This window comes from Stenotrophomonas sp. STEN031 (genome assembly GCF_056759975.1).
On the sequence record NZ_JBRREA010000029.1, the window covers coordinates 36,536 to 55,772 of the forward strand.

The 19,237-nt window shown below is 65.3% G+C and carries 16 protein-coding genes; 8 read left to right on the top strand and 8 right to left on the bottom strand.

Features of this window, described 5'->3' with window-relative positions; translation table 11 throughout:
• Positions 1–178 precede the first annotated feature (178 nt).
• The 4 genes from murU to ACVOLQ_RS13860 form a co-directional block, all read right to left on the bottom strand.
• On the bottom strand, positions 179–889 hold the full coding sequence (gene murU, locus ACVOLQ_RS13845; RefSeq protein WP_313170380.1) for an N-acetylmuramate alpha-1-phosphate uridylyltransferase MurU: 711 nt from the start codon (positions 887–889) through the stop codon (positions 179–181).
• Positions 886–1,896 carry an aminoglycoside phosphotransferase family protein gene (locus tag ACVOLQ_RS13850; RefSeq protein WP_481528380.1) on the bottom strand — a complete coding sequence of 337 codons (1,011 nt, stop codon included), beginning with the start codon at positions 1,894–1,896 and terminating at the stop codon, positions 886–888. The genes murU and ACVOLQ_RS13850 overlap by 4 nt, the downstream gene beginning before the upstream one ends.
• 47 nt (positions 1,897–1,943) lie before the next feature.
• Positions 1,944–2,216: a GlsB/YeaQ/YmgE family stress response membrane protein gene (locus ACVOLQ_RS13855; protein WP_313493161.1), complete on the bottom strand. Its 273-nt coding sequence runs from the start codon at positions 2,214–2,216 to the stop codon at positions 1,944–1,946.
• 79 nt (positions 2,217–2,295) lie between these two features.
• The gene (locus ACVOLQ_RS13860) at positions 2,296–3,789 is read right to left on the bottom strand and encodes a M20 family metallopeptidase (protein ID WP_313170386.1); all 1,494 of its coding nucleotides are present in this window, start codon (positions 3,787–3,789) and stop codon (positions 2,296–2,298) included.
• Between the two features lie 233 nt (positions 3,790–4,022).
• Here ACVOLQ_RS13860 and ACVOLQ_RS13865 point away from each other — a divergent pair, with 233 nt between their 5' ends.
• Positions 4,023–4,355: a ComEA family DNA-binding protein gene (locus tag ACVOLQ_RS13865; RefSeq protein ID WP_313170388.1), complete on the top strand. Its 333-nt coding sequence runs from the start codon at positions 4,023–4,025 to the stop codon at positions 4,353–4,355.
• 617 nt (positions 4,356–4,972) lie between these two features.
• Here the strand turns inward: ACVOLQ_RS13865 and ACVOLQ_RS13870 are convergent.
• Positions 4,973–6,379: a GntP family permease gene (locus ACVOLQ_RS13870; RefSeq protein ID WP_313493159.1), complete on the bottom strand. Its 1,407-nt coding sequence runs from the start codon at positions 6,377–6,379 to the stop codon at positions 4,973–4,975.
• Positions 6,380–6,540: 161 nt separating this feature from the next.
• Between ACVOLQ_RS13870 and ACVOLQ_RS13875 the strand changes: the two genes are divergently transcribed.
• The gene (locus ACVOLQ_RS13875; protein ID WP_481528381.1) at positions 6,541–8,781 is read left to right on the top strand and encodes a TonB-dependent receptor; all 2,241 of its coding nucleotides are present in this window, start codon (positions 6,541–6,543) and stop codon (positions 8,779–8,781) included.
• A gap of 280 nt (positions 8,782–9,061) precedes the next feature.
• Positions 9,062–12,418 carry a hybrid sensor histidine kinase/response regulator gene (locus ACVOLQ_RS13880; protein WP_481528382.1) on the top strand — a complete coding sequence of 1,119 codons (3,357 nt, stop codon included), beginning with the start codon at positions 9,062–9,064 and terminating at the stop codon, positions 12,416–12,418.
• A 152-nt stretch (positions 12,419–12,570) separates the two neighbouring features.
• Here ACVOLQ_RS13880 and ACVOLQ_RS13885 read toward each other — a convergent pair whose 3' ends face one another.
• Positions 12,571–12,930 carry an ArsR/SmtB family transcription factor gene (locus tag ACVOLQ_RS13885; protein ID WP_481528383.1) on the bottom strand — a complete coding sequence of 120 codons (360 nt, stop codon included), beginning with the start codon at positions 12,928–12,930 and terminating at the stop codon, positions 12,571–12,573.
• 82 nt (positions 12,931–13,012) lie between these two features.
• Between ACVOLQ_RS13885 and ACVOLQ_RS13890 the strand changes: the two genes are divergently transcribed.
• From ACVOLQ_RS13890 to ACVOLQ_RS13900, 3 genes are read left to right on the top strand one after another with little or no spacing between them, the layout of a single operon-like run.
• Positions 13,013–13,903 carry an MBL fold metallo-hydrolase gene (locus ACVOLQ_RS13890; protein ID WP_481528384.1) on the top strand — a complete coding sequence of 297 codons (891 nt, stop codon included), beginning with the start codon at positions 13,013–13,015 and terminating at the stop codon, positions 13,901–13,903.
• Positions 13,900–14,313, top strand: coding sequence for a YeeE/YedE family protein (locus ACVOLQ_RS13895; protein WP_313170399.1), 414 nt, complete (start codon positions 13,900–13,902; stop codon positions 14,311–14,313). Before ACVOLQ_RS13890 ends, ACVOLQ_RS13895 begins: the two co-directional genes overlap by 4 nt.
• Positions 14,310–14,741, top strand: coding sequence for a DUF6691 family protein (locus ACVOLQ_RS13900; RefSeq protein WP_293711595.1), 432 nt, complete (start codon positions 14,310–14,312; stop codon positions 14,739–14,741). The genes ACVOLQ_RS13895 and ACVOLQ_RS13900 overlap by 4 nt, the downstream gene beginning before the upstream one ends.
• Positions 14,742–14,853: 112 nt before the next feature.
• Here the strand turns inward: ACVOLQ_RS13900 and ACVOLQ_RS13905 are convergent, their stop codons facing one another.
• Together ACVOLQ_RS13905 and ACVOLQ_RS13910 are read right to left on the bottom strand one after the other, a co-directional pair.
• Complete coding sequence (locus ACVOLQ_RS13905) at positions 14,854–15,516, bottom strand: response regulator transcription factor (RefSeq protein ID WP_481528388.1); 663 nt, start codon at positions 15,514–15,516, stop codon at positions 14,854–14,856.
• Positions 15,517–15,627: 111 nt separating this feature from the next.
• Entirely contained in the window at positions 15,628–16,425 is a 798-nt protein-coding gene (locus ACVOLQ_RS13910; RefSeq protein ID WP_481528385.1) for a 3-hydroxybutyrate dehydrogenase, read from the bottom strand.
• 114 nt (positions 16,426–16,539) lie between these two features.
• Between ACVOLQ_RS13910 and ACVOLQ_RS13915 the strand changes: the two genes are divergently transcribed.
• Together ACVOLQ_RS13915 and ACVOLQ_RS13920 are read left to right on the top strand one after the other, a co-directional pair.
• Positions 16,540–18,372, top strand: coding sequence for a 3-hydroxybutyrate oligomer hydrolase family protein (locus ACVOLQ_RS13915; protein ID WP_481528386.1), 1,833 nt, complete (start codon positions 16,540–16,542; stop codon positions 18,370–18,372).
• 200 nt (positions 18,373–18,572) lie between these two features.
• Positions 18,573–19,163 (top strand): HutD/Ves family protein, encoded by a 591-nt coding sequence (locus ACVOLQ_RS13920; protein ID WP_312915270.1) that lies wholly within the window; start codon positions 18,573–18,575, stop codon positions 19,161–19,163.
• Positions 19,164–19,237: the final 74 nt, after the last annotated feature.

Genomic DNA, 19,237 nt, shown 5'->3' on the forward strand with positions numbered 1-19,237 from the left:
GCAGGCATTTTGTATCTGAAGCTCAGTTGCTTCGTGGTTCACACCGATCCCACAAACAATGCATCGGTTCGGCATTTGTGGGAGCGGCGTCAGCCGCGAAGCTGGTGCCGTATCTGCAGACAAAGATGCACGCAATTGCAGGTATTTCTGGGCTCGGAATCTTCAGTTGCTTCGCGGCTCATGCCGCTCCCACAAGCTGCTTGTCCAATTGCTGCAGGCGCTCGGGGGTGCCCACGTCGGTCCAGCGGCCTTGGTGGTGCTGGCCGCTGATGCTGTTGTTGGCCATCGCCGCGCGCAGCAAGGGTGCCAGTTTGAAGCGTGGTGGTGTTTCTGCGGCGCCGTCTGCATTGCCAATCACTGCCTGCCAGTCCTGCAGCAGCTGTGGCCGGTACACGCCGATGCCGGCAAAGGTCAGGCGTGCTTGTTCGCCCTCGTCATGCACCTGGCCATCGGCATCCAAAATGAAATCACCGCGGGGGTGCTGCAGTGGGTTGTCGACCATGACCAGGTGGGCGCTGCCCTTCGGTTGCCGCGGAAGCGTGGCGAAATCGAAATCGCTCCAGATATCGCCATTGACCGCCAGGAACGGTGCATCGCCGAGCAGCGGCAGCGCGTTGTGCATGCCGCCGCCGGTTTCCAGCGGCACCGGTCCTTCGTACAGATAGTGCAGGCGCAGGTGCCAGCGACTGCCATCGCCCAACTGCTCGGGGAACTGCGCGGCCAACCAGCTGGTATTGATCACCACATCGGTGATCCCCAGCGTAGCCAGACGCCGCAGATGCCACTCGATCAGGGGCACGCCGGCCACGGCCAGCAGCGGCTTGGGTGTGTGATCGGTAAGCGGACGCATGCGCTCACCCAGCCCTGCGGCAAAGATCAGCGCCTTCATGCCGCAGCCTTGGCGGCCATCGCCGGCTTGAAGCGACGTTCGAACAGCGCCTGCAGCGGCCCCAGTTCCGGGTAGCGCGGCAGCACCTCATCCAGATAGCGGATGAAGCGGGGTGCATCCTCGAAATAGTGCCCCTTGCCGTCGCGGTCGCGCAGGCGCACGAAGATGCCGAGGATCTTCAGATGGCGCTGCACGCCCATCCAGTCTGCATCGCGCAGGAATTGTGGCCAAGGGCGTACCGGCAGGCCTGCGGCCAGTGCCTGCGCGTGATAGCGGGCGAGCCAGGCGTCGACCTTTTCCAACGGCCAACTCAGGAACGCATCCTTGAACAGGCTGGCCGGGTCGTAGGCAATTGGTCCGCTGACCAGATCCTGGAAGTCCAGCACCGCCGGGCCGCCTTCGACCGGCATCAGGTTGCGCGGCATGAAGTCACGATGCGTCAGTACTTGTGGCTGGTTCAATGCGTTGTCCATCAGGCGCCGCTGCACCAGTTGCAACTGCTCGCTCTCGCCGCAGTCCAAGGTCAGGCCGAGGTGGCGCTGCACGAACCATTCTTCAAACAGGCCAGCATCACGCTGCAGCAGCGCCTCGCCGAACGCGCCCATGCCCGCGGGCACCGGAATCGATTGCAGGCGGATCAGCTGGGTGAAGCTTGCATCGAACCACGCGTCGGCATTGTCATCGTTGATGAAACGCGCGAGCGTCGGCCCGCCCAGGTCTTCCAGCAGCAGGAAGCCGTGCTCGACATCGCGCGCCAGTACCTGCGGCACACGCACGCTGTTGGTCTCGAGCAGGTCGTGCATGCGCAGCCACGGCCGCACATCTTCCAGCCCCGGCGGTGAATCCATCACGATGTGGCTGCCACGCGCGCTGGTTGCGCGCCAGTAGCTGCGGAAGCCCGCATCGACCGATGCGCGCTGCAGGGTGGTGGCAGGGTCGCCGAGTGCGGCGGTGGTCCACTGCAGGCGTTGCTCGACGCGCAGCGGATCGGAAGCGGGATCGTTCATGGGCACTACGAATGAAGCGGCGCCCGCAGGCGCCGTTGGGAGAGGAATCAGCGCTTGCCGCCACTGATCAGGCGCAGGAGTGCGAGCAGCGCGATCGCGCCGATGATGGAGCCGACGAAGCCGGCCGGCTGACCTGCCGAATACCAGCCCATCTCACGGCCGAACCAACCGGCGAATACCGCACCAGCGACGCCGAGCACGATGGTCAGCAGGCAGCCCATGCGGTTGTTGCCGGGCATGAAGAAGCGCCCCAGCAGGCCCACGAAGAAACCGATCAGGATGATGTACAGCCAGCTGTCGCTGCCAAACAGTCCGCTCATGTTCTTGTCCGTGCCAAAGAAAAACGCAGCCTAGCAAGGCCAGGCTGCGTTCGTCATCAAACCATCGAGCGGTGGGCAATCAGCAGCAGCCGTGGCCACCGTGACGGGTGCCGCTGTCGGCGGCCACCGGCGAACCGCTGGTCTCGCCACGCAGGCTGGCAGCATGGTGGTCGAACAGCACCTTGGACACGCAGGAGGTGACGCGCTTGCCCATCGGGATGTGCAGGAACTCGTTCGGGCCGTGCGCATTGGAATGCGGGCCAAGCACGCCGGTGATCATGAACTGCGCACCCGGGAACTTCTCGCCCAGCATGCCCATGAACGGGATCGAGCCGCCTTCGCCCATGTACATGGCCGGCTTGCCGAAGAAGGCCTGGCTGGCGTCGTCGATGGACTTCTCCAGCCACGCGGCCATCGCCGGTGCGTTCCAGCCGGTGGAGGCCTTTTCCAGGTCCAGGCTGACGTGGGCGCCGTTCGGCGGATCCCGCAGCAGGGCTTCCTTCAGCAGCTCGCCGCAGGCCTTGCCATTGGCGGTCGGCGGCAGGCGCAGCGACAGCTTCACCGAGGTTTCCGGGCGCAGCACATTGCCGGCCGATTCCAACGGCGGCATGCCGCCGATGCCGGTTACCGACAGCGCCGGGCGCCAGGTGCGGTTGAGCACCAGCTCGGTCAGCTCGTCGCTCATCGGCTTGAGGCCGTCGACCAGCGGGAACTTGTCGAAGATGGCGGTATCGACGACATCGGCAGCGCGCTTGGCCTGTTCCAGGCGCTCGGCCGGCACTTCCACGTGCAGGCCGTCGAGCAGGATGCGGCCGGTCTTCTCGTCCTCGATGCGCGACAGCAGCTGGCGCAGCAGGCGGAAGCTGGACGGCACCACGCCGGAGGCGTCACCGGAGTGCACGCCCTCGTTGAGCACCTTGACGGTGAAGTTGCCGCCGGTCAGGCCGCGCAGCGAGGTGGTGCACCACAGCTGGTCGTAGTTGGCGCAGCCCGAATCCAGGCACACCACCAGCGACGGCTGGCCGATGCGCTCGGCCAGATGGTCGACATAGGCCGGCAGGTCGTAGGAGCCGGACTCTTCGCAGGCCTCGATCAGGATCACGCAGCGGGCGTGCGGCAGGCCCTGTTCCTGCAGTGCCAGCACCGCGGCCAGCGAGCCGAAGATGGCGTAGCCGTCATCGGCGCCGCCGCGGCCGTACAGCTTGTCGCCGCGCAGCACCGGCTTCCACGGGCCCAGGTCGTCGTCCCAGCCGGTCATTTCCGGCTGCTTGTCCAGGTGGCCGTAGAGCAGCACGGTGTCGTCGCCGGTTTCCGGGCCGGTGGCCGGGATTTCCAGGAAGATCAACGGGGTACGGCCTTCCAGACGAACCACCTCGACCTGCAGGCCGGGGATGTTCTGCGCCTTGGCCCAGCTCTCCATCAGGTTGACGGCCTGATCCATGTAGCCGTTGGCGACCCAGTTGGCGTCGAACATCGGCGACTTGTTGGGGATGCGGATGTAATCGACCAGTTGCGGGACGATGTCGTTGTCCCACTTGTCGCTGAGAAATTGGCCGATCTTGGCGCTGTCCATCTGGATCTCCGGTAGCAATGTCAGGTGTAACCATTCTACGCCGCTCGTTTGTTCATCGGGCTTGCGGCGGTTTCATCAATGAATTTTGTAGGACTTTTCCTACAGAGGCTCGGGGTGTTGGCTGGCTGTTTGCTTAACCGGCGCCGGATATTCTGGGTTCATGTGGCGCGGGACACTGATCCGACCGGCGGGATAGCCAGCCGATCAACGACCAAGCCACAAGGAGTACAGCGATGAAGCTTTTAACCGTAACGCTGCAGTCTCTGATTTTCGCATTGTTGTTGACCCTGACGGCGCAAGCCAAGGACAAGGTCGATATCAATACCGCCTCAGCGGCGGAGCTGAATCAGGTGTTGGTGAATGTCGGCCCTTCCAAGGCGCAGGCGATCATCGAGCACAGACAGGCCAACGGGCCTTTCAAGAGTGTCGAGGAACTGGCGCTTGTGAAGGGAATCGGACTGAAGACGGTCGAAAGGAATCGAGACCTGATCGAAGCGAGGGCCGGAGCTGCCCCCGCCAAGAAAGCTACCGGGACGGTAGCTGCACAGCCGGTTGAGAGGCGCTGAGCGGAAGGAATCGAATAGTGACCCGCCAGGACGGCGGATCACCAGGAACCCGAAAAGGGCAGGACGCTGGGGGCTGGCAGGATGCCAACAAGGATGTGAGGTCGTCCGGTGTTGCACAGTGACGTGCAGCCGGGCGATTTTTCTGTCTGTGCTCCAAAGGAACAAGGCCCGGGTCTTCCCGGGCCTTGTTCGTTTCTGGGGACTCGTGGGCTGGAATGCGAAGCTTGGATGTGCGGTGGCGTCGTCGACATTCCAATCATGAAGCCCGGCAAACATGTAGCCCGGGTAAGCGCAGCGCACCGGGGCTTTTCGCAGGGGGGCTACCGACCAGTCGTAGCCCGGGTAAGCGCAGCGCACCCGGGGCTTTTCGCGAGGGGTTCTTCCAGCCAGTCGTAGCCCGGGTAAGCGCAGCGCACCCGGGGCTTTTCGCAAGATGTCCATTTCAGCGAGGTGTAGCCAGGGTAAGCACAACGCCAACTGGGAGCTCTCCGCAAAGAGCCCCGGGTGCGCTGCGCTTACCCGGGCTACGGGGTCTACAGGTTCTGCCAACCCGGTGCCGACGTTGAATGCCGGTTATTGGCGTTGCTTGCTTGTGGCAAGGCTCGGCAGAAGGGTGCTTAGACCAGCCCGGTGGCGTAGTACACGCCGATGATCGCGAACACTGCCAGGGTCTTGATGATGGTGATGGCGAAGATGTCCTTGTAGGACTGGCGATGGGTCAGGCCGGTGACCGCCAGCACGGTGATCACCGCACCGTTGTGGGGCAGCGTGTCCATGCCGCCGGACGCCATCGCCGCCACGCGGTGCAACACTTCCATCGGAATGCCCGCAGCCTGCGCGTTGGCGATGAAGCTGTCGGCCATGGCTGCCAGCGCGATGCTCATGCCGCCTGACGCCGAGCCGGTGATGCCGGCCATGGCGGTGACTGAAACCGCTTCATTGACCAGCGGGTTCGGGATCGAGCCCAGTGCGTTGGCCACCACCAGGAAGCCGGGCAGGGCGGCAATCACCGCGCCGAAACCATATTCGGAGGCGGTGTTCATCGAGGCCAGCATGGCGCCGCCGATGGCCGACTTGGTGCCCTCGGCGAACGAGGCCACCACCGGCTTCCAGGCAAAGGCGATGACGCTGAGGATGCCCAGCAGCAAGGCGGCCTGCACGGCCCAGATCGCGCCCAGCTTGGAGACCTCCTGCACCACCGGGGCCGGGTTGCCAATCACCGCCGGGATGAAGGACTGGGTTTCGCCGTAGAAGCCCGGAATCCAGCGGGTGAACAGGAAGTTGGCCACGCCGACCAGGATCAACGGGGTGATCGCGACCAGCGGGTGGGCCAGGTTCTGGCCGTGGAACGGCTCGGGCTCATTGCGCAGTTCGTCATTGGCGCCGGCATAGCCTTCGCCATTGCGGATGGCTACGCGGCGGCGCCATTCCAGGTAGCTCATGCCCAGGATCAGGATCACCACCGTGCCGATCACGCCCAGCCATGGTGCGGCCCAGCTGTTGGTGCCGAAGAAGGCTGAGGGGATGATGTTCTGGATCTGCGGCGTGCCCGGCAACGCGTCCATGGTGAAGGTGAAGGCACCCAGCGCGATGGTGCCGGGAATCAGGCGCTTGGGGATATTGCTCTGGCGGAACAGCTCGGCGGCGAAGGGGTAGACCGCGAACACCACCACGAACAGCGACACGCCGCCGTAGGTGAGCAGCGCACAGACCAGCACGATCGACAGCATCGCGCGTTTGGCACCAACCAGCTTGATGGTGGCGCTGACGATGGACTTGGAGAAGCCCGATACCTCGATCAGCTTGCCGAACACCGCGCCCAGTACGAACACCGGGAAGTACAGCTTGAGGAAGCCGACCATCTTGTCCATGAACAAGCCGGTGAACATCGGCTGCACCAGGCTGGGATCGGTCAGCAGCACCGCACCCAGCGCGGCCACCGGCGCGAACAGGATCACGCTGTAGCCGCGGTAGGCGACAAACATCAGGAAGCACAGGGCCGCCAAGACAATCAGAAACGACATTCACAGCTCCCCGGCCAATACATTGCCGGCGAGTATCAGGATCGGGAACGGCCCGGCCCACTGTACGAAGGGACTATACGCGGCCGGCTAACGCTCCATTAACGTGCGCTCCATGGCGACATTCGTGTGTCGCAACGTCATACCCGGGAGGAGGGAGACCAATGAAGCGCAAGTATCTGAGTATCGCCATCGGTGGCATTCTGTTGGCACCGGCCGCATTCGTGCAGGCGCAGGAGCAGCAGGCTGCACCGGCCGGCACCAAGGCGACCCAACTGGACGAAGTGACTGTGACCGCGCGTCGCCGCAGTGAATCCATCCAGGATGTGCCGGTGGCGGTCAGCGCCTTCGGCGAGGAGCAGATCAAGGATCTGCAGGCCTCGACCGTGGAAGGTCTGCAGGGCGCCGTGCCCAACATGAACATCGCCCAGGGCCGTGGCTCGGCCAACAGCGTCAACGTCTTCATCCGCGGTATCGGCCAGCCCGACGCGTTGCAGACCTTCGACCCGGGCGTGGGCATGTATGTGGACGACGTCTACTACTCGCGCATCAATGGCGCACTGTTCTCGCTGTTCGACATCCAGCAACTGGAAGTGCTGCGTGGCCCGCAGGGCACGCTGTACGGCAAGAACTCCACCGGCGGCGCGATCAAGCTGACCACCAAGAACCCCTTCGACAACGAAGGCGGCGCAGTGGAAGTCACCGCGGGTGACTACGGCCGTCTGGAAGGCCGCTTCTACGTTTCGGGCAAGCTGAGCGACACCATCGCTGCAAGCATCGCCGGTGCCAAGATCACCAACGACGGCTACGTCAAGGATGCGGTCACCGGCAAGCGCTACAACGACGACGACACCGAGGCGTTCCGCGCCAAGCTGGCCTACCAGCCGACCGATAATTTCAGCGCGGTGCTGTCGCTGGATACCACCAAGCAGGATGCGGCGCTGACCCTGGGCCGGCCGATGGCGCCATTGCTGCAGACCAGCTTGGCGCCGGCAGGTGTCATCGTGCTGCAGCCGGGTGAAACCGGTGAATGGAACCGTCGTGCGCAGACCTCGTTCCAGAACGGCGAAGGCCAGTACCTGAAGCATTCCGGTGCCTCGCTGTCGATGAACTGGGACATCAACGAGCAGTTCACGCTGAAGAGCATCAGCTCCTACCGCAAGCTCAAGACCAAGTCCTACATCGATATCGACGCTTCCGAGTACGAGCTGGGCGATGTGCTGGTGGCGCTGGACCAAAACCAGAAGAGCCAGGAATTTCAGCTGCATTACGACAATGGCTCCAACCTGCACGCCACCTTTGGTGCGTACTACATGAAGGAGAACGTGCCGTCCTACCAGGAAGCCTATGCAGACGATCTGTTCTCGTTCCTGGGTGGCAAGGTGCCGTTCCTGCGCACCATCGACGACGATCTGACCACCACGTCCACCGCGGCATTCGCGCACGTGAACTGGGAGTTCGTGCCGACCTGGACCGTGGCCGCCGGCGTGCGCTGGACCAAGGACAAGAAGGACTACGACCGTTCCACCAGCACCTTCTGGGGTGCACCGTTCGCCAGCTTGAACGGCACGGTTGCGTTCGATGCCAAGGCCTCCTGGACCGCGGTGACGCCGTCGATCAGCCTGCAGAAGGAATTCAGCGACAACCTGATGGGCTATGTGTCGGCCAACCGTGGCTTCAAGTCCGGTGGTTTCAACGGTCGCGCCAACACCGTGTACGACACCCAGCACGCCAAGTTCGACCCGGAATACGTGTGGACCTACGAGCTGGGCCTGAAGGGCAGCAGCGCCGATCACCGCCTGCGTGGTACCGCCACTGCGTTCTACAGCAACTACAGTGACTTCCAGGCGCGCGTATCGCAGGACGTGGGGACCTTCCCGGTGTTGAACGCGGCCAAGCTCAACATCAAGGGTATCGAGCTGGAAGGCAGCGCGCTGCTGGGAGAGTCCACCACCTTGAGTGCACAGCTGGGCTGGATGGACGCCAAGTACGACAGCTTCGAGGACTTCCGTCTCGATCCGTCCTACGCTGGCTACGATCCGACCGTGAACCACGACCACGTGCCGTTCTCGCCGGACGTGACCGCCCGCGTGGCCCTGCAGCATGTGTTCTCGCTGGGTGACAACGGCAGCCTGACCTTTGGCGGTGATGTGTCTTATCGCAGCGAGACCTGGTTGTCGGTGGACAACCGCAAGGTGCTGAGCCAGGACGCATACACCCTGTTGGGCGCCTACGGCGTATGGGATTCGTCGCAGCTGACCTGGCAGGTACGTGCGGGCGTGCGCAATCTGACCGACAAGCAGTACAAGACCGAAGGCCAGGAGTTCGCCAGCGTTGGCAACATCCAGACCGCGTACTATGGTCTGCCGCGCAACTGGTATGTGTCGGTGCGTTACAACTTCTGACAGTTGAGCCGGTGACGGCCCGCTGATTGGAATGCAAAGCAGCCCTTTCCCGCGCAGCGGGAGAGGGCTTTTGTATTTGTGGTGGTTGCAGTGGTGGTTGCGTTTGCTGTTGCTGTTGCTGTTGTTGCCGCTGCCGCTGCCGCTGCCGTTGCTTGAAGCCCCTCTCCCGGAGGGAGAGGGGCTTCAAGCAAGTGCTCCAAGCAAGGGCTTTGAGCACCAATCCTTCATCCTTCTTCACTAACTCCGTATCCTGCCAGGCAGCTTCCGGGAAACGCATTCCATGTTGAGTCTGGCAACCGTGGCGCTGGCAGGTCTGGCCTGGCTGGCGCTGATGTTCGGCGCGGCCTTGTATGGCGAACGCCGTCCCACCGTGTTCGCGCGCCACTGGCGGCATGTCTATGCCCTGTCACTGGCGGTGCACTGCACCTCGTGGACCTTCTACGGCACCGTCACCCAGGCCGCGCGGCATGGTTGGCCGCTGCCGCCCACCTTTGTCGGCGCCATCCTGTTCTATGCGCTGGCAATGGGCGTGATGATGCGGCTGGTGCGGCTGGCGCGCGAGACCAATGCGACCTCGCTGGCCGACCTGATCGCGGCACGCCTGGGGCGCGATGCCTGGCTGGCCGCCACCGTGACGCTGGTGGCCGCGCTTGGCCTGATTCCCTACATCGCCCTGCAGCTGAAGGCGGTGGCGATGAGCTTCAGCATGATTACCTCGCGCTCGGTGCTGGCCGGGCAGGAAGGCTCGGTGTGGCAGGACAGTGCGCTGTACGTTGCGCTGGCAATGGCGCTATTTGCGATGCTGTTTGGCGCGCGCCGCGCCGATGTATCCGAGCACAACCGTGGCCTGGTGCTGGCGATGGCCGTGGAGTCCATCTTCAAGTTGGGCGCGATGCTGGCGCTGGGGGCATTTGTCTGGTTCGGCCTGAAGAACCTGCCGACGGCACCTCCGGTGCCGGTCAGCGCCGCCGAGGGCGGTTTCATCCCGCTGGTGCTGCTCGGTGGCCTGGCCATGTTCCTGCTGCCGCACCAGTTCCACGTCAGCGTGGTGGAGTGCCGTGATCCGGCCGATGTGCGCACCGCGCGCTGGCTGTTTCCCTTGTACCTGCTGCTGATCGCGCTGCCGATCCTGCCGCTTGCCCGCGCCGGCACCGCGCTGCTGGGCAATAGCGTGCCGTCCGACATGTATACGCTGGCGCTGCCGTTTTCGGCCGGCCATGGCGGTGTGGCCCTGTTCGCCTTCCTGGGTGGCCTGAGCGCGGCGACCGGCATGGTGGTGGTGAGCACGCTGACCTTGAGCCTGATGATTGGCAACCACTGGTTCGCACCGGGGCTGGTGCGCAGTGCCTGGGCACGCGCGGGTGGAGGTGACCACCGCCGCGAGCTGGTGTGGCTGCGGCGCGTCGGCATCTGCGTGATCATGCTGCTGGCCTGGGCCTATAGCCGCTTGATCGGCGGCAGCAACGTACTGGCCGATATCGGTGCGGTGTCGTTCTCGGCGATGGCTACCCTGGTGCCGGTGCTGGCCTTCGCCATCTGGCGCCCGCAGACACCGCCACGCGCGGCGATAGCCGGCGTGCTTGCCGGCTTTGCGACCTGGGCCTGGGTGCTGCTGTTGCCGTCGTTGTTGCAGAGCGAAGGGCGTGCACCGGAGTGGTTGCTGCAGGGGCCGTTTGGCTGGAAGTGGCTGGCACCGCAGGCCTTGTTTGGACTCACTGGCTGGACGCCGCTGGGCCGCGCGGTGGGCGCCAGCCTGTTCGTCGGCACCGCCGTGACCCTGCTGGCCATGGCCTGGCGTCGCGATACGCCCAACCGTACCAGCCGCAACCTGGATGCACTGGCGCTGCGTGATGCCGGCCGCCGCTTCCTGCCGTATGAGCAGGTTGAGCGACTGCTGGCCGATGCGCCGCGTAACGGGCCGGTGCCTGCGCAGGTGGAGGCCCGGCTGGAGCGCGAGCTGTCCTCGGTGCTGGGCGCGGCATCGGCGCGCTTGCTGCTGGATGCGGCGCGGCGCGAAAGCGGTGAGCTGGCCACGGTTGCGGCCATCGTCAGCGAAGCTTCGCAGGATCTGCGTTTCAGCCAACAGGTGCTGCAGGCGGCATTGCAGAACATGAGCCAGGGCATCAGCGTGATTGATCGCGAGCAGCGCTTGGTGGCCTGGAACCGGCCCTATGCGCGCATGTTCGGCTTTCCTGATGAACTGCTGCAGGTGGGCCGGCCGATCATGGACCTGACCCGCTGGGCGCTGCAGGCGATGCCCGCGCGTGGCGGTGATGAGCGCGCGGTGGACCGCCGCCTGGCCTTCATGCGTGCCGGTACGCCGCACCTCACCGAGCGTGTATTCCCCGATGGCAGCATCGTCGAAATCCGTGGCAACCCCATGCCCGGTGGCGGCTTCGTGGCGACCTTCACCGATGTCACCGCCTTCCGCCGCAGCGAGCGCGAGCTCAAGCGCAGCAACGAGACACTGGAGCAACGGGTAGGCGAACGCACCGCGCTGCTGGAATCGGCCAAGCGCGAGGCCGAGCGTGCCAATGACGCCAAGAGCCGCTTCCTTGCCGCCGTGGGCCATGACCTGTTGCAGCCGCTGCATGCTGCGCACCTGTTCACCGACACGCTGGCGCAGCAGGTTGAATCCAGCCAACAGCAGCAGGCGGTGGTGCAGATCCGCGGCGCCCTGGATTCCACCACCGATCTGTTGACCGGGCTGTTCGACATGTCCCGCCTGGAGGCCGGTGGTTTGGTGCCGCAGCCGCGTGATCTGCCGCTGGCCGAGGTGCTTGACCCGCTGGCGTCGGAGTTCCGCGCCCTGGCGGCCGCGCGCGGGCTGGCCTTCCACTACCTGCCCACCCGCGCCTGGGTGAACAGTGATCCGCAACTGCTGCGGCGTGTGCTGCAGAACTTCCTCGCCAATGCGGTGCGTTACACCGCGCGCGGCGGGGTGTTGCTGGGCGTGCGGCGCGAAGGCGACCGGCTGCGCGTCGAGGTACATGACACCGGGCCGGGCATTGCCCGCGAAGAGCAGCAGCGCATCTTCGAAGAATTCCGTCGCGGTGAGGACAGCAGCGGCCAGGGGCTGGGCCTGGGCCTGGCCATTGCCGACCGCATTGCCGGCCTGCTGCATGCGCCGCTGCGGCTGCGCAGTGAGAAAGGGCAGGGCACGGTGTTCTCGGTATCGCTGCCGTGGGTGGCCTGCCCGCAAGCCGCGGTGCTGCCGCGTCCGCGCACTGCCGCCACTTCCGGCGGCGTGCCGGTGCTGGTGGTCGACAACGATCCAGCGGCCTTGCAGGGCCTGGCAGGTCTGTTGCGCGGCTGGGGCTACCAGGTGGCCGAGGCCTCCGGCGAAGCACAGGCGGTGGCGGCGCTGCAGGCGACTGCGGCCAGCCTGTGGCTGTTCGACTACAACCTGGATGACGGCGATACCGGCACCGCCTTGCAGCTGCGCCTGGGCGAGCGTTTCGGTGCCCGCCCAACCCTGATCCTCAGTGCGGATGACAGTCTGGCTACACGCCGCGAAGTGCTGGAGCAGGGTCTGACCTTGCTGCACAAACCGGTGCGCCCGTTGGCCTTGAAGTCGATCCTGGATCGGTTGCTGGCAGCGGATGCGTTGCGGCCGGGAATAGGGAATAGGGAATAGGGAATAGGGAATTGGGAATTGGGAATTGGGAATTGGGAATTGGGAATTGGGAAAGCGTGGCCGCTTGTAGTTTGTAGCCCGGGTAAGCGCAGCGACCCCGGGGCTCTTTGCGGAAAGCCTCGGGTGCGCTGCGCTTACCCGGGCTACAGATATCAACGGCTCGCGCGCTTCTCAATCACTAATCCCGACTCCCCAATCCCCGCACCACCGCAATACGCCGCATGCAAGGCCTGCATCACTCCCAACGCCGGGCTGTCGGCCAGGGTGTAGTAGATGGTCTGGGCTTCACGGCGGGTATTGACCAGTCCGCCTTCGCGCATCACCGCCAGGTGTTGTGACAATGCCGACATCGACAGCCCAACCTGGGCCTGCAGTTCGCCCACCGATGCTTCGCCTTCCACCAGCCGGCACAGTACCCGCAGGCGCGCCGGGTGGGCGAGGGATTTGAGCAGCTGCGCAGCCTGTTCGGCATGCGTCTGCATCTGTTCGATATCCATGTCCTGCATGTGCATCGCGGCTTCAGGTCCGGGCTTGTACTTTGGATGGCGCTAGTTTAATTTAGAAAAATCTAAATTAAAAGCCGAGGACTTCCTCATGACCACTTCGCACACCGCCGCGCCGCAGGTGCAGGCCTTCCATGACAAGGACACCGGTACGCTGAGCTACGTCGTCTACGACCACGACGGCGGCATGGCGGCCATCATCGATCCAGTGCTGGATTACGACGCAGCCGCCGCGCGCACCAGCACCGCCTCGGCCGATGCGCTGTTGCACTTCGTGCAGGGCAAGCTGCTGACCGTGGCCTGGATCCTGGAGACCCACGCCCACGCCGATCATCTCAGTGCGGCGGGCTATCTGGCCGACACCTTGAAGGTGCCGGTGGCCATCGGCCAGGGCATCGTCGCGGTGCAACAGCGCTTCAAGGCCTTGTTCGGCCTGGGTGACGAGTTCATCGCCGATGGCAGCCAGTTCGACCGCCTGTTTGCCGATGGCGATACCTTCAACATCGGTGGGCTGGAAGGGCGGGTGATCGCCACGCCGGGCCACACCGATGACAGCCTGACCTATGTGATCGGCGATGCCGCCTTCATCGGCGACACCGTGTTTGCCGCCGATACCGGCACCGCGCGCTGCGACTTCCCGGGTGGCGATGCGCACCGCCTGTTCGGCTCCATCCAGAAGATCCTGTCCTTGCCGCAATCCACCCGCATCTACCTCTGCCACGACTATCCCGGCGACCGCCGCGCCGCGCAGGCGCAGACCAGCATCGACGAACAGAAGCAGCACAACGTGCATTTGAAGGACGGCACCGGCGAGGCCGCGTTCGTGCAGATGCGGCAGCAGCGTGATGCCAGCCTGCCGGTGCCCAAGCTGATCCTGCCGGCACTGCAGGTCAACATCCGTGGTGGCCGTCTGCCTGAGCCCGATGCCAATGGTGTGCGCTACCTGCGCCTGCCGCTGGATCAGATGGGGGGCACGCAATGAGTACCTGGATCAGCGCGCTGGCCGGTGGTGTATTGATCGGGCTGGCGGCGACACTGCTGTTGTGGCTGACCGGGCGCATCGCCGGCATCAGCGGCATCGTCGGTGGTGTGCTGCAGCCGCGGCAGGGCGACGTCGCTTGGCGTGCGGCATTTCTGGTCGGCCTGATTGCGGCCGGCGCCGCCTGGTTGTGGCTGGTACCGGGTGCCTATACGCCGCGGCAAGGCTTTCCGCCGGTGTTGCTGGTTGTTGCCGGGCTGCTGGTAGGTTTCGGTACGCGGCTGGGCAATGGTTGCACCAGCGGCCATGGCGTGTGTGGGCTGGGGCGGCTGTCGCTGCGCTCGTTGGCAGCGGTGATGACCTTCATGGTCACCGCCATTGCCACCACCTATATCGTGAGGCATGTGGCATGAGTAGTTGGCGTATTCCCTTTGCAGCGCTGCTCGCCGGTGCCTTGTTCGGCCTGGGGCTGGCGGTATCGGGCATGACCGATCCACAGCGCATCCTCGGTTTCCTGGATGTGTTTGGCGATTTCAATCCGGCGCTGCTGTTTGTACTTGGCGGCGCGGTGATGACGACGATGCTGTTGTTCCGGTTTGTACTGCGGCGACCGGCGCCGGTGTTCGCGCAGCGCTTCCATTTGTCGGACGTGCGCAGCATCGATGCGCGCCTGCTGACGGGTGCGGCCCTGTTCGGGATTGGCTGGGGCTTGGCCGGCTACTGCCCGGGCCCGGCGTTGGTTGGGCTGGGTGTGCTGTCGCCGGAGGCGTTGTGGTTTGTGCCGGCGATGCTGGTGGGCATGTTGCTGCACAACGTGGTGAGTCGCAGCAGCAGCCCGTAGGTGCGGCGTCGGCCGCGCAGCGGACGGATCTCACAGAACCCAATCCCACGCATTCCTGATCGCCGTGATTTCGCTGTCGGAAGCGATGTCAGCTTCGCGGCTGACGCCGCTCCTACAGGGCCTGACGGGCGGGGTCGCTCAGTTCCAGCTCGCGCAGTACCACGCTGGCCTGGGTGCGGTTGCGCACGCCCAGGCGTTCGAAGATCGCCGACAGATGGGCCTTGACCGTGCGTTCCTGCACGTCCAGACGGTCGGCGATCTGCTTGTTGAGCAGGCCTTCGGCAACCAGTGCCAGCACACGGAACTGCTGTGGCGACAGGCTGGCCAGGCGTGCGGCCAGCTCGCTGTCGTGGCTGGAGGATTGCGCGCGTGAGACCGAGGCACGCAGCGAGGCCGGCAACCACTGCTCGCAGGCCATGACGCTGCGGATGGCCTCGCGCAGCTCGTTCAAGCCCGAACTCTTGGGCAGGTAACCGGCGGCGCCGTGGTCCAAGGCGCGGCGCACCACGCGCGGGTCATCGTTGGCCGAGACCACGATCACCGCCACGCCCGGGTGCTGGGCACGGATCGCGGCCAATCCGGCCAGGCCGTGATTGCCCGGCATATGCAGGTCGAGCAGGATCAGGTCGGTGTCCGGTGCCGCATCCAGTGCCGCCAGCACGCCATCCAGGGTTTCGGCTTCGCGCACCTGCAGATCACTCATGGCCTCACTGGCCGCCTGCCGCAACGCGGCGCGGAACAGAGGATGGTCGTCGGCGATCAACAGGCTGGGCATGGCGGTACTGACAGGCGGAAAGGAAGCTGCCGCCGGTGTCTGTGCCACCGGCGGCTTGGCCAGTATGCCGTGGTTTTCAGCCATTGCCTGCTTCCCTTGGCAATCCGCCGCTTACTGCGCGGTCCAGCCGCCGTCCATCGGCATCGCCGCACCGGTGAGGTTGTGCGACTCGCGGCGGCACAGCCATACCACCATCGCGCCGATGTCCTCGGGCAGCGACATGCGCAGGCTGGGCTGCTTTTCCTCCAGCAGGGCGCGCACGCCGTCGTCGCGGCTGCCGCCATTGCGATGGGCCTGGATCTGCGGCTCGATCAACGGCGTTTCCACCCAGCCCGGGCAGACGCAGTTGACGGTGACGCCGCCACTGTCGCGGCTGCCGGCGGCGGCATATTCCAGCGCTGCCACCTTGCTCAGGCCGACGATGCCGAACTTGCTGGCCACATACGGTGCCTTGTTCTTGGACGCCACCAGGCCGTGCACCGAGGCGATGTTGACCACCCGGCCGTAGCCACGCTCGGCCATGCCGGGCAGGGCGTGCTGCATGGTGTGGAAGGCGGCGCTGAGATTGATGGCGATGATGTCATCCCACTTCTGCGGCGGCTGCTCGGCCAGGGGCGCGGCGTGCTGGATGCCGGCGCAGTTCACCAGGATGTCGATAGTGCCCCAGGCCTGCACGGCCTCGAGCATGTGCGCGATCTGGTCGGGCTTGCGCAGATCGGCGTCGAAGTGGCGGGTGTCGACGCCGGCCTCGGCCATGCTCTTGAGCGCGGCCTCGATCTGCTCGGGCGTGCCCAGGCCGTTGATCGCCACGCGTGCGCCGGCGCTGGCCAGTGCCTGGGCGATGGCCAGGCCGATGCCCGAGGTACTGCCGGTCACCAGGGCGGTGCGGCCTTGCAGGAAGCGGTCCATGGGGGACTCCGGATGTGATGGGGGGAGGCTGGCAAACGTAGCAGCCGCAACGCTAAAAACGTGTGGTACTTAAGTACGATGAGAGCGGTGCCGGTGCTCTGCTAGGGTGCGTGCATGAGCCAATCCCTACTGCGCGCCGCCTGCGGCCTTTTCGTCGGACTGAGCCTGGCCTCCTGTGCCAGCGGCCCAGCTTCCAAGTCCGTGGAGCCTTCCATGTTCAGCAACGAACTCCGCAGCGAGCATCGCGGCAGCGATGACCTGCTCACCGCCGGGCTGGGCCTGGCCGGCCTGCGCAGCATGGCACCCCCGGCATTTGCCGACGCCACTGCACCGACCGTGGACGAGCTGCGCCGCCGGGCGATGTGGGGCAGTTGGCGCGGCATCGCCGACCTGGCACCGGGTGGCGGTTATGGCGAGCTGTTCGGCAGCCTGCAGAGCGTGCCCGGCCGCGAGTACTCGGCGTTCGCGCGCCTGCCTGGTGCCAAGCAACCGCACCGGGTGCTGGCGCAGGTGCCGGACAACTTCGATACCGCCAAGCGCTGCGTGCTGGTGGCGCCGGCATCGGGCTCGCGCGGCATCTATGGCGCGGTCTCGGTCGCCGCGGCCTGGGGCCTGCCCAAGGGCTGTGCGGTGGTCTATACCGACAAGGGCGCGGGCAGCGATTACTACGATCTGGACGCGCAGATGGGCGTGCGCGCCAATGGCACCGTCGGTGCCCTGGGCGACGTCGATGATCTGGCCTTTGTGCCGGATGCGCCGGTCAATGCCTCGGGTGTTGCGTTCAAGCACGCGCATTCCAAGGACAACCCGGAGGCCGATTGGGGCCGGCACGTGAAGCAGGCTGCCGAGTTCGCGCTGCTGGCACTGGAGCAGGCCTATCCGCAGGCGGCACCGTTTACGTTCGACAATACCCGCATCATCGCCGTTGGCATTTCCAATGGTGGCGGCGCGGTGCTGCGTGCGGCCGAGCTGGAAGGCGATTGGCTGGACGCGGTGGTGGCGGGTGAGCCCAGCGTCTATTCCAGCGGCCCCGGCGCACGTGCGTTGTACGACTACACCACCGAGGCGGCGCTGTTGATGCCGTGTGCGCAGCTGCACATGAGCAACCTGCCGCAGCCGCCGATGACGGCGGCGCTGCAGGCCGGTGCGGCCGTGCGCTGCGCCACCTTGGCTGCTGAAGGCGTGATCAGCGGCGCGACCCCGGCTGCGCAGGCCAAATCGGCTTACGACCTGATGCTGAGCAAGGGCTGGACCGATGCATCACTGCGTGCGGGTGCCTTGTCCACCGGCTTCGATCTGTGGCGTGCGATTGCTGCGACCTATGCCTCGGCCTATGGTCGTTATGGCGTGGGCGAGCATCCCTGCGGTTTCAACTTTGCCGCACAGAACCCGGACTTCTCGCCGCGCGCCGCGACCGCAGTCGAGCGTGCGGCGTGGATCTCCGATGGCAGCGGCATTCCGCCGGGCGCCGGCGTTGGCCTGCTCGACAGCAAGGTCGCCTTGCCGGACCTGACCTATGCCGGCCTGAAGTGCCTGCGGGGTCTGTGGGACGGGCAGGGGGAAGACGCCAAGCGTGTGCAGGCGGGCATCCAGGCCACCCATGCCGGTTTACCGCGCAAGGGCCTGCCGGTGATGGTGGTGCACGGGGCTGATGACGGTCTGATTCCGCCGGCTTTCAGCAGCGCGCCGTATGCAGCGGCGGCCAAGGCTGCCGGGCGCGAGCTGAGCTATTGGAAGGTGCAGAACGTGCAGCACTTCGATGGTTTCCTCGGCCTGCCGGATTACGGCGCGCGCTACCTGCCGCTGCTGCCGTATGTGTATGAAGCGCTGGACCGGGTGCAGGCGCGCCTGGACAAGGGCACGGCCTTGCCGGCTGATGCGGTGATCGCAACCACGCCGCGTGCGGGCAAGCCGCTGACGGCGGAACATCTGGCGATGCCGAAGTAAAAGCTTCCACGCCCTCCCTTTTGCGCAGCAAAGGGGAGGGTTGGGGAGGGGCACTTTGAACCCCCTCCCTTTTGCGTAGCAAAGGGGAGGGTTGGGGAGGGGTTGGCTTTTAGCTCTTTGCTGTTGGATCTGTGGCTTCGCGGCTCACGCCGCTCCTACAAAAGAGACAGCCACCCACGTGCTGATGGCATCATTGCCAGATGCATACACTGAACTCTCCTTCCCGCGTCATCCCGTCCGCCCTTTACCAGCGCGAGCGCTGGCGCAATGGTCTGGGCTGGACGCGCGAAATCCTGCGTCTGCCGGAGCAGGGCGATTGGCAGCTGCGTTTGTCGATCGCCGAGATCGAACAGGACGCGGCCTTCTCCGCCTTCCCCGGTGTCGAACGTGAGCTTGTATTGCTGCAGGGCGAAGGCCTGCGCCTGCGTTTTGCCGATGGCCGTTGCGAAACCCTGCTGCCGCCGTATCAGCGCCTGCGCTTCGCTGGCGAGGCGGAGCTGGTGGGTGAACTGGTCGATGGCGTGACCCAGGATTTCAACCTGATGTGGCGGCGTGAGGCGCTGCAAGCCGAGCTGCTGCATCGGCCCTTGGTCGGCAACATGCTGTTCTTCACCGAGCCGCAGGCGGCATGGGCGATCCATCTATTGGCTGGGCAGGCCGAGTTCGAGGGTGGCGTCCTGCCGGCGCTGTCGGCGGGCGATACCGCTTGGTTGGGGGCTGGCGAGCGGCAACGCTACACGCTCAGCGGCGGCGGCGAGTTGCTGGCGATACGGCTGACGCCAGCGGCGTAAATGTAGTGGGGGGGCCCGGCGTGGCTATGGAGGAGCAAGGTGACGTTATAACCACCTTTTTCCGGCGGAAGCTG

Coding starts and splice junctions, on each gene's coding strand:
- murU (WP_313170380.1), bottom strand. CDS start 889: ATGAAGGCGCTGATCTTTGCCGCAGGGCTGGGTGAGCGCATGCGTCCG.
- ACVOLQ_RS13850 (WP_481528380.1), bottom strand. CDS start 1,896: ATGAACGATCCCGCTTCCGATCCGCTGCGCGTCGAGCAACGCCTGCAG.
- ACVOLQ_RS13855 (WP_313493161.1), bottom strand. CDS start 2,216: ATGAGCGGACTGTTTGGCAGCGACAGCTGGCTGTACATCATCCTGATC.
- ACVOLQ_RS13860 (WP_313170386.1), bottom strand. CDS start 3,789: ATGGACAGCGCCAAGATCGGCCAATTTCTCAGCGACAAGTGGGACAAC.
- ACVOLQ_RS13865 (WP_313170388.1), top strand. CDS start 4,023: ATGAAGCTTTTAACCGTAACGCTGCAGTCTCTGATTTTCGCATTGTTG.
- ACVOLQ_RS13870 (WP_313493159.1), bottom strand. CDS start 6,379: ATGTCGTTTCTGATTGTCTTGGCGGCCCTGTGCTTCCTGATGTTTGTC.
- ACVOLQ_RS13875 (WP_481528381.1), top strand. CDS start 6,541: ATGAAGCGCAAGTATCTGAGTATCGCCATCGGTGGCATTCTGTTGGCA.
- ACVOLQ_RS13880 (WP_481528382.1), top strand. CDS start 9,062: ATGTTGAGTCTGGCAACCGTGGCGCTGGCAGGTCTGGCCTGGCTGGCG.
- ACVOLQ_RS13885 (WP_481528383.1), bottom strand. CDS start 12,930: ATGCACATGCAGGACATGGATATCGAACAGATGCAGACGCATGCCGAA.
- ACVOLQ_RS13890 (WP_481528384.1), top strand. CDS start 13,013: ATGACCACTTCGCACACCGCCGCGCCGCAGGTGCAGGCCTTCCATGAC.
- ACVOLQ_RS13895 (WP_313170399.1), top strand. CDS start 13,900: ATGAGTACCTGGATCAGCGCGCTGGCCGGTGGTGTATTGATCGGGCTG.
- ACVOLQ_RS13900 (WP_293711595.1), top strand. CDS start 14,310: ATGAGTAGTTGGCGTATTCCCTTTGCAGCGCTGCTCGCCGGTGCCTTG.
- ACVOLQ_RS13905 (WP_481528388.1), bottom strand. CDS start 15,516: ATGCCCAGCCTGTTGATCGCCGACGACCATCCTCTGTTCCGCGCCGCG.
- ACVOLQ_RS13910 (WP_481528385.1), bottom strand. CDS start 16,425: ATGGACCGCTTCCTGCAAGGCCGCACCGCCCTGGTGACCGGCAGTACC.
- ACVOLQ_RS13915 (WP_481528386.1), top strand. CDS start 16,540: ATGAGCCAATCCCTACTGCGCGCCGCCTGCGGCCTTTTCGTCGGACTG.
- ACVOLQ_RS13920 (WP_312915270.1), top strand. CDS start 18,573: ATGCATACACTGAACTCTCCTTCCCGCGTCATCCCGTCCGCCCTTTAC.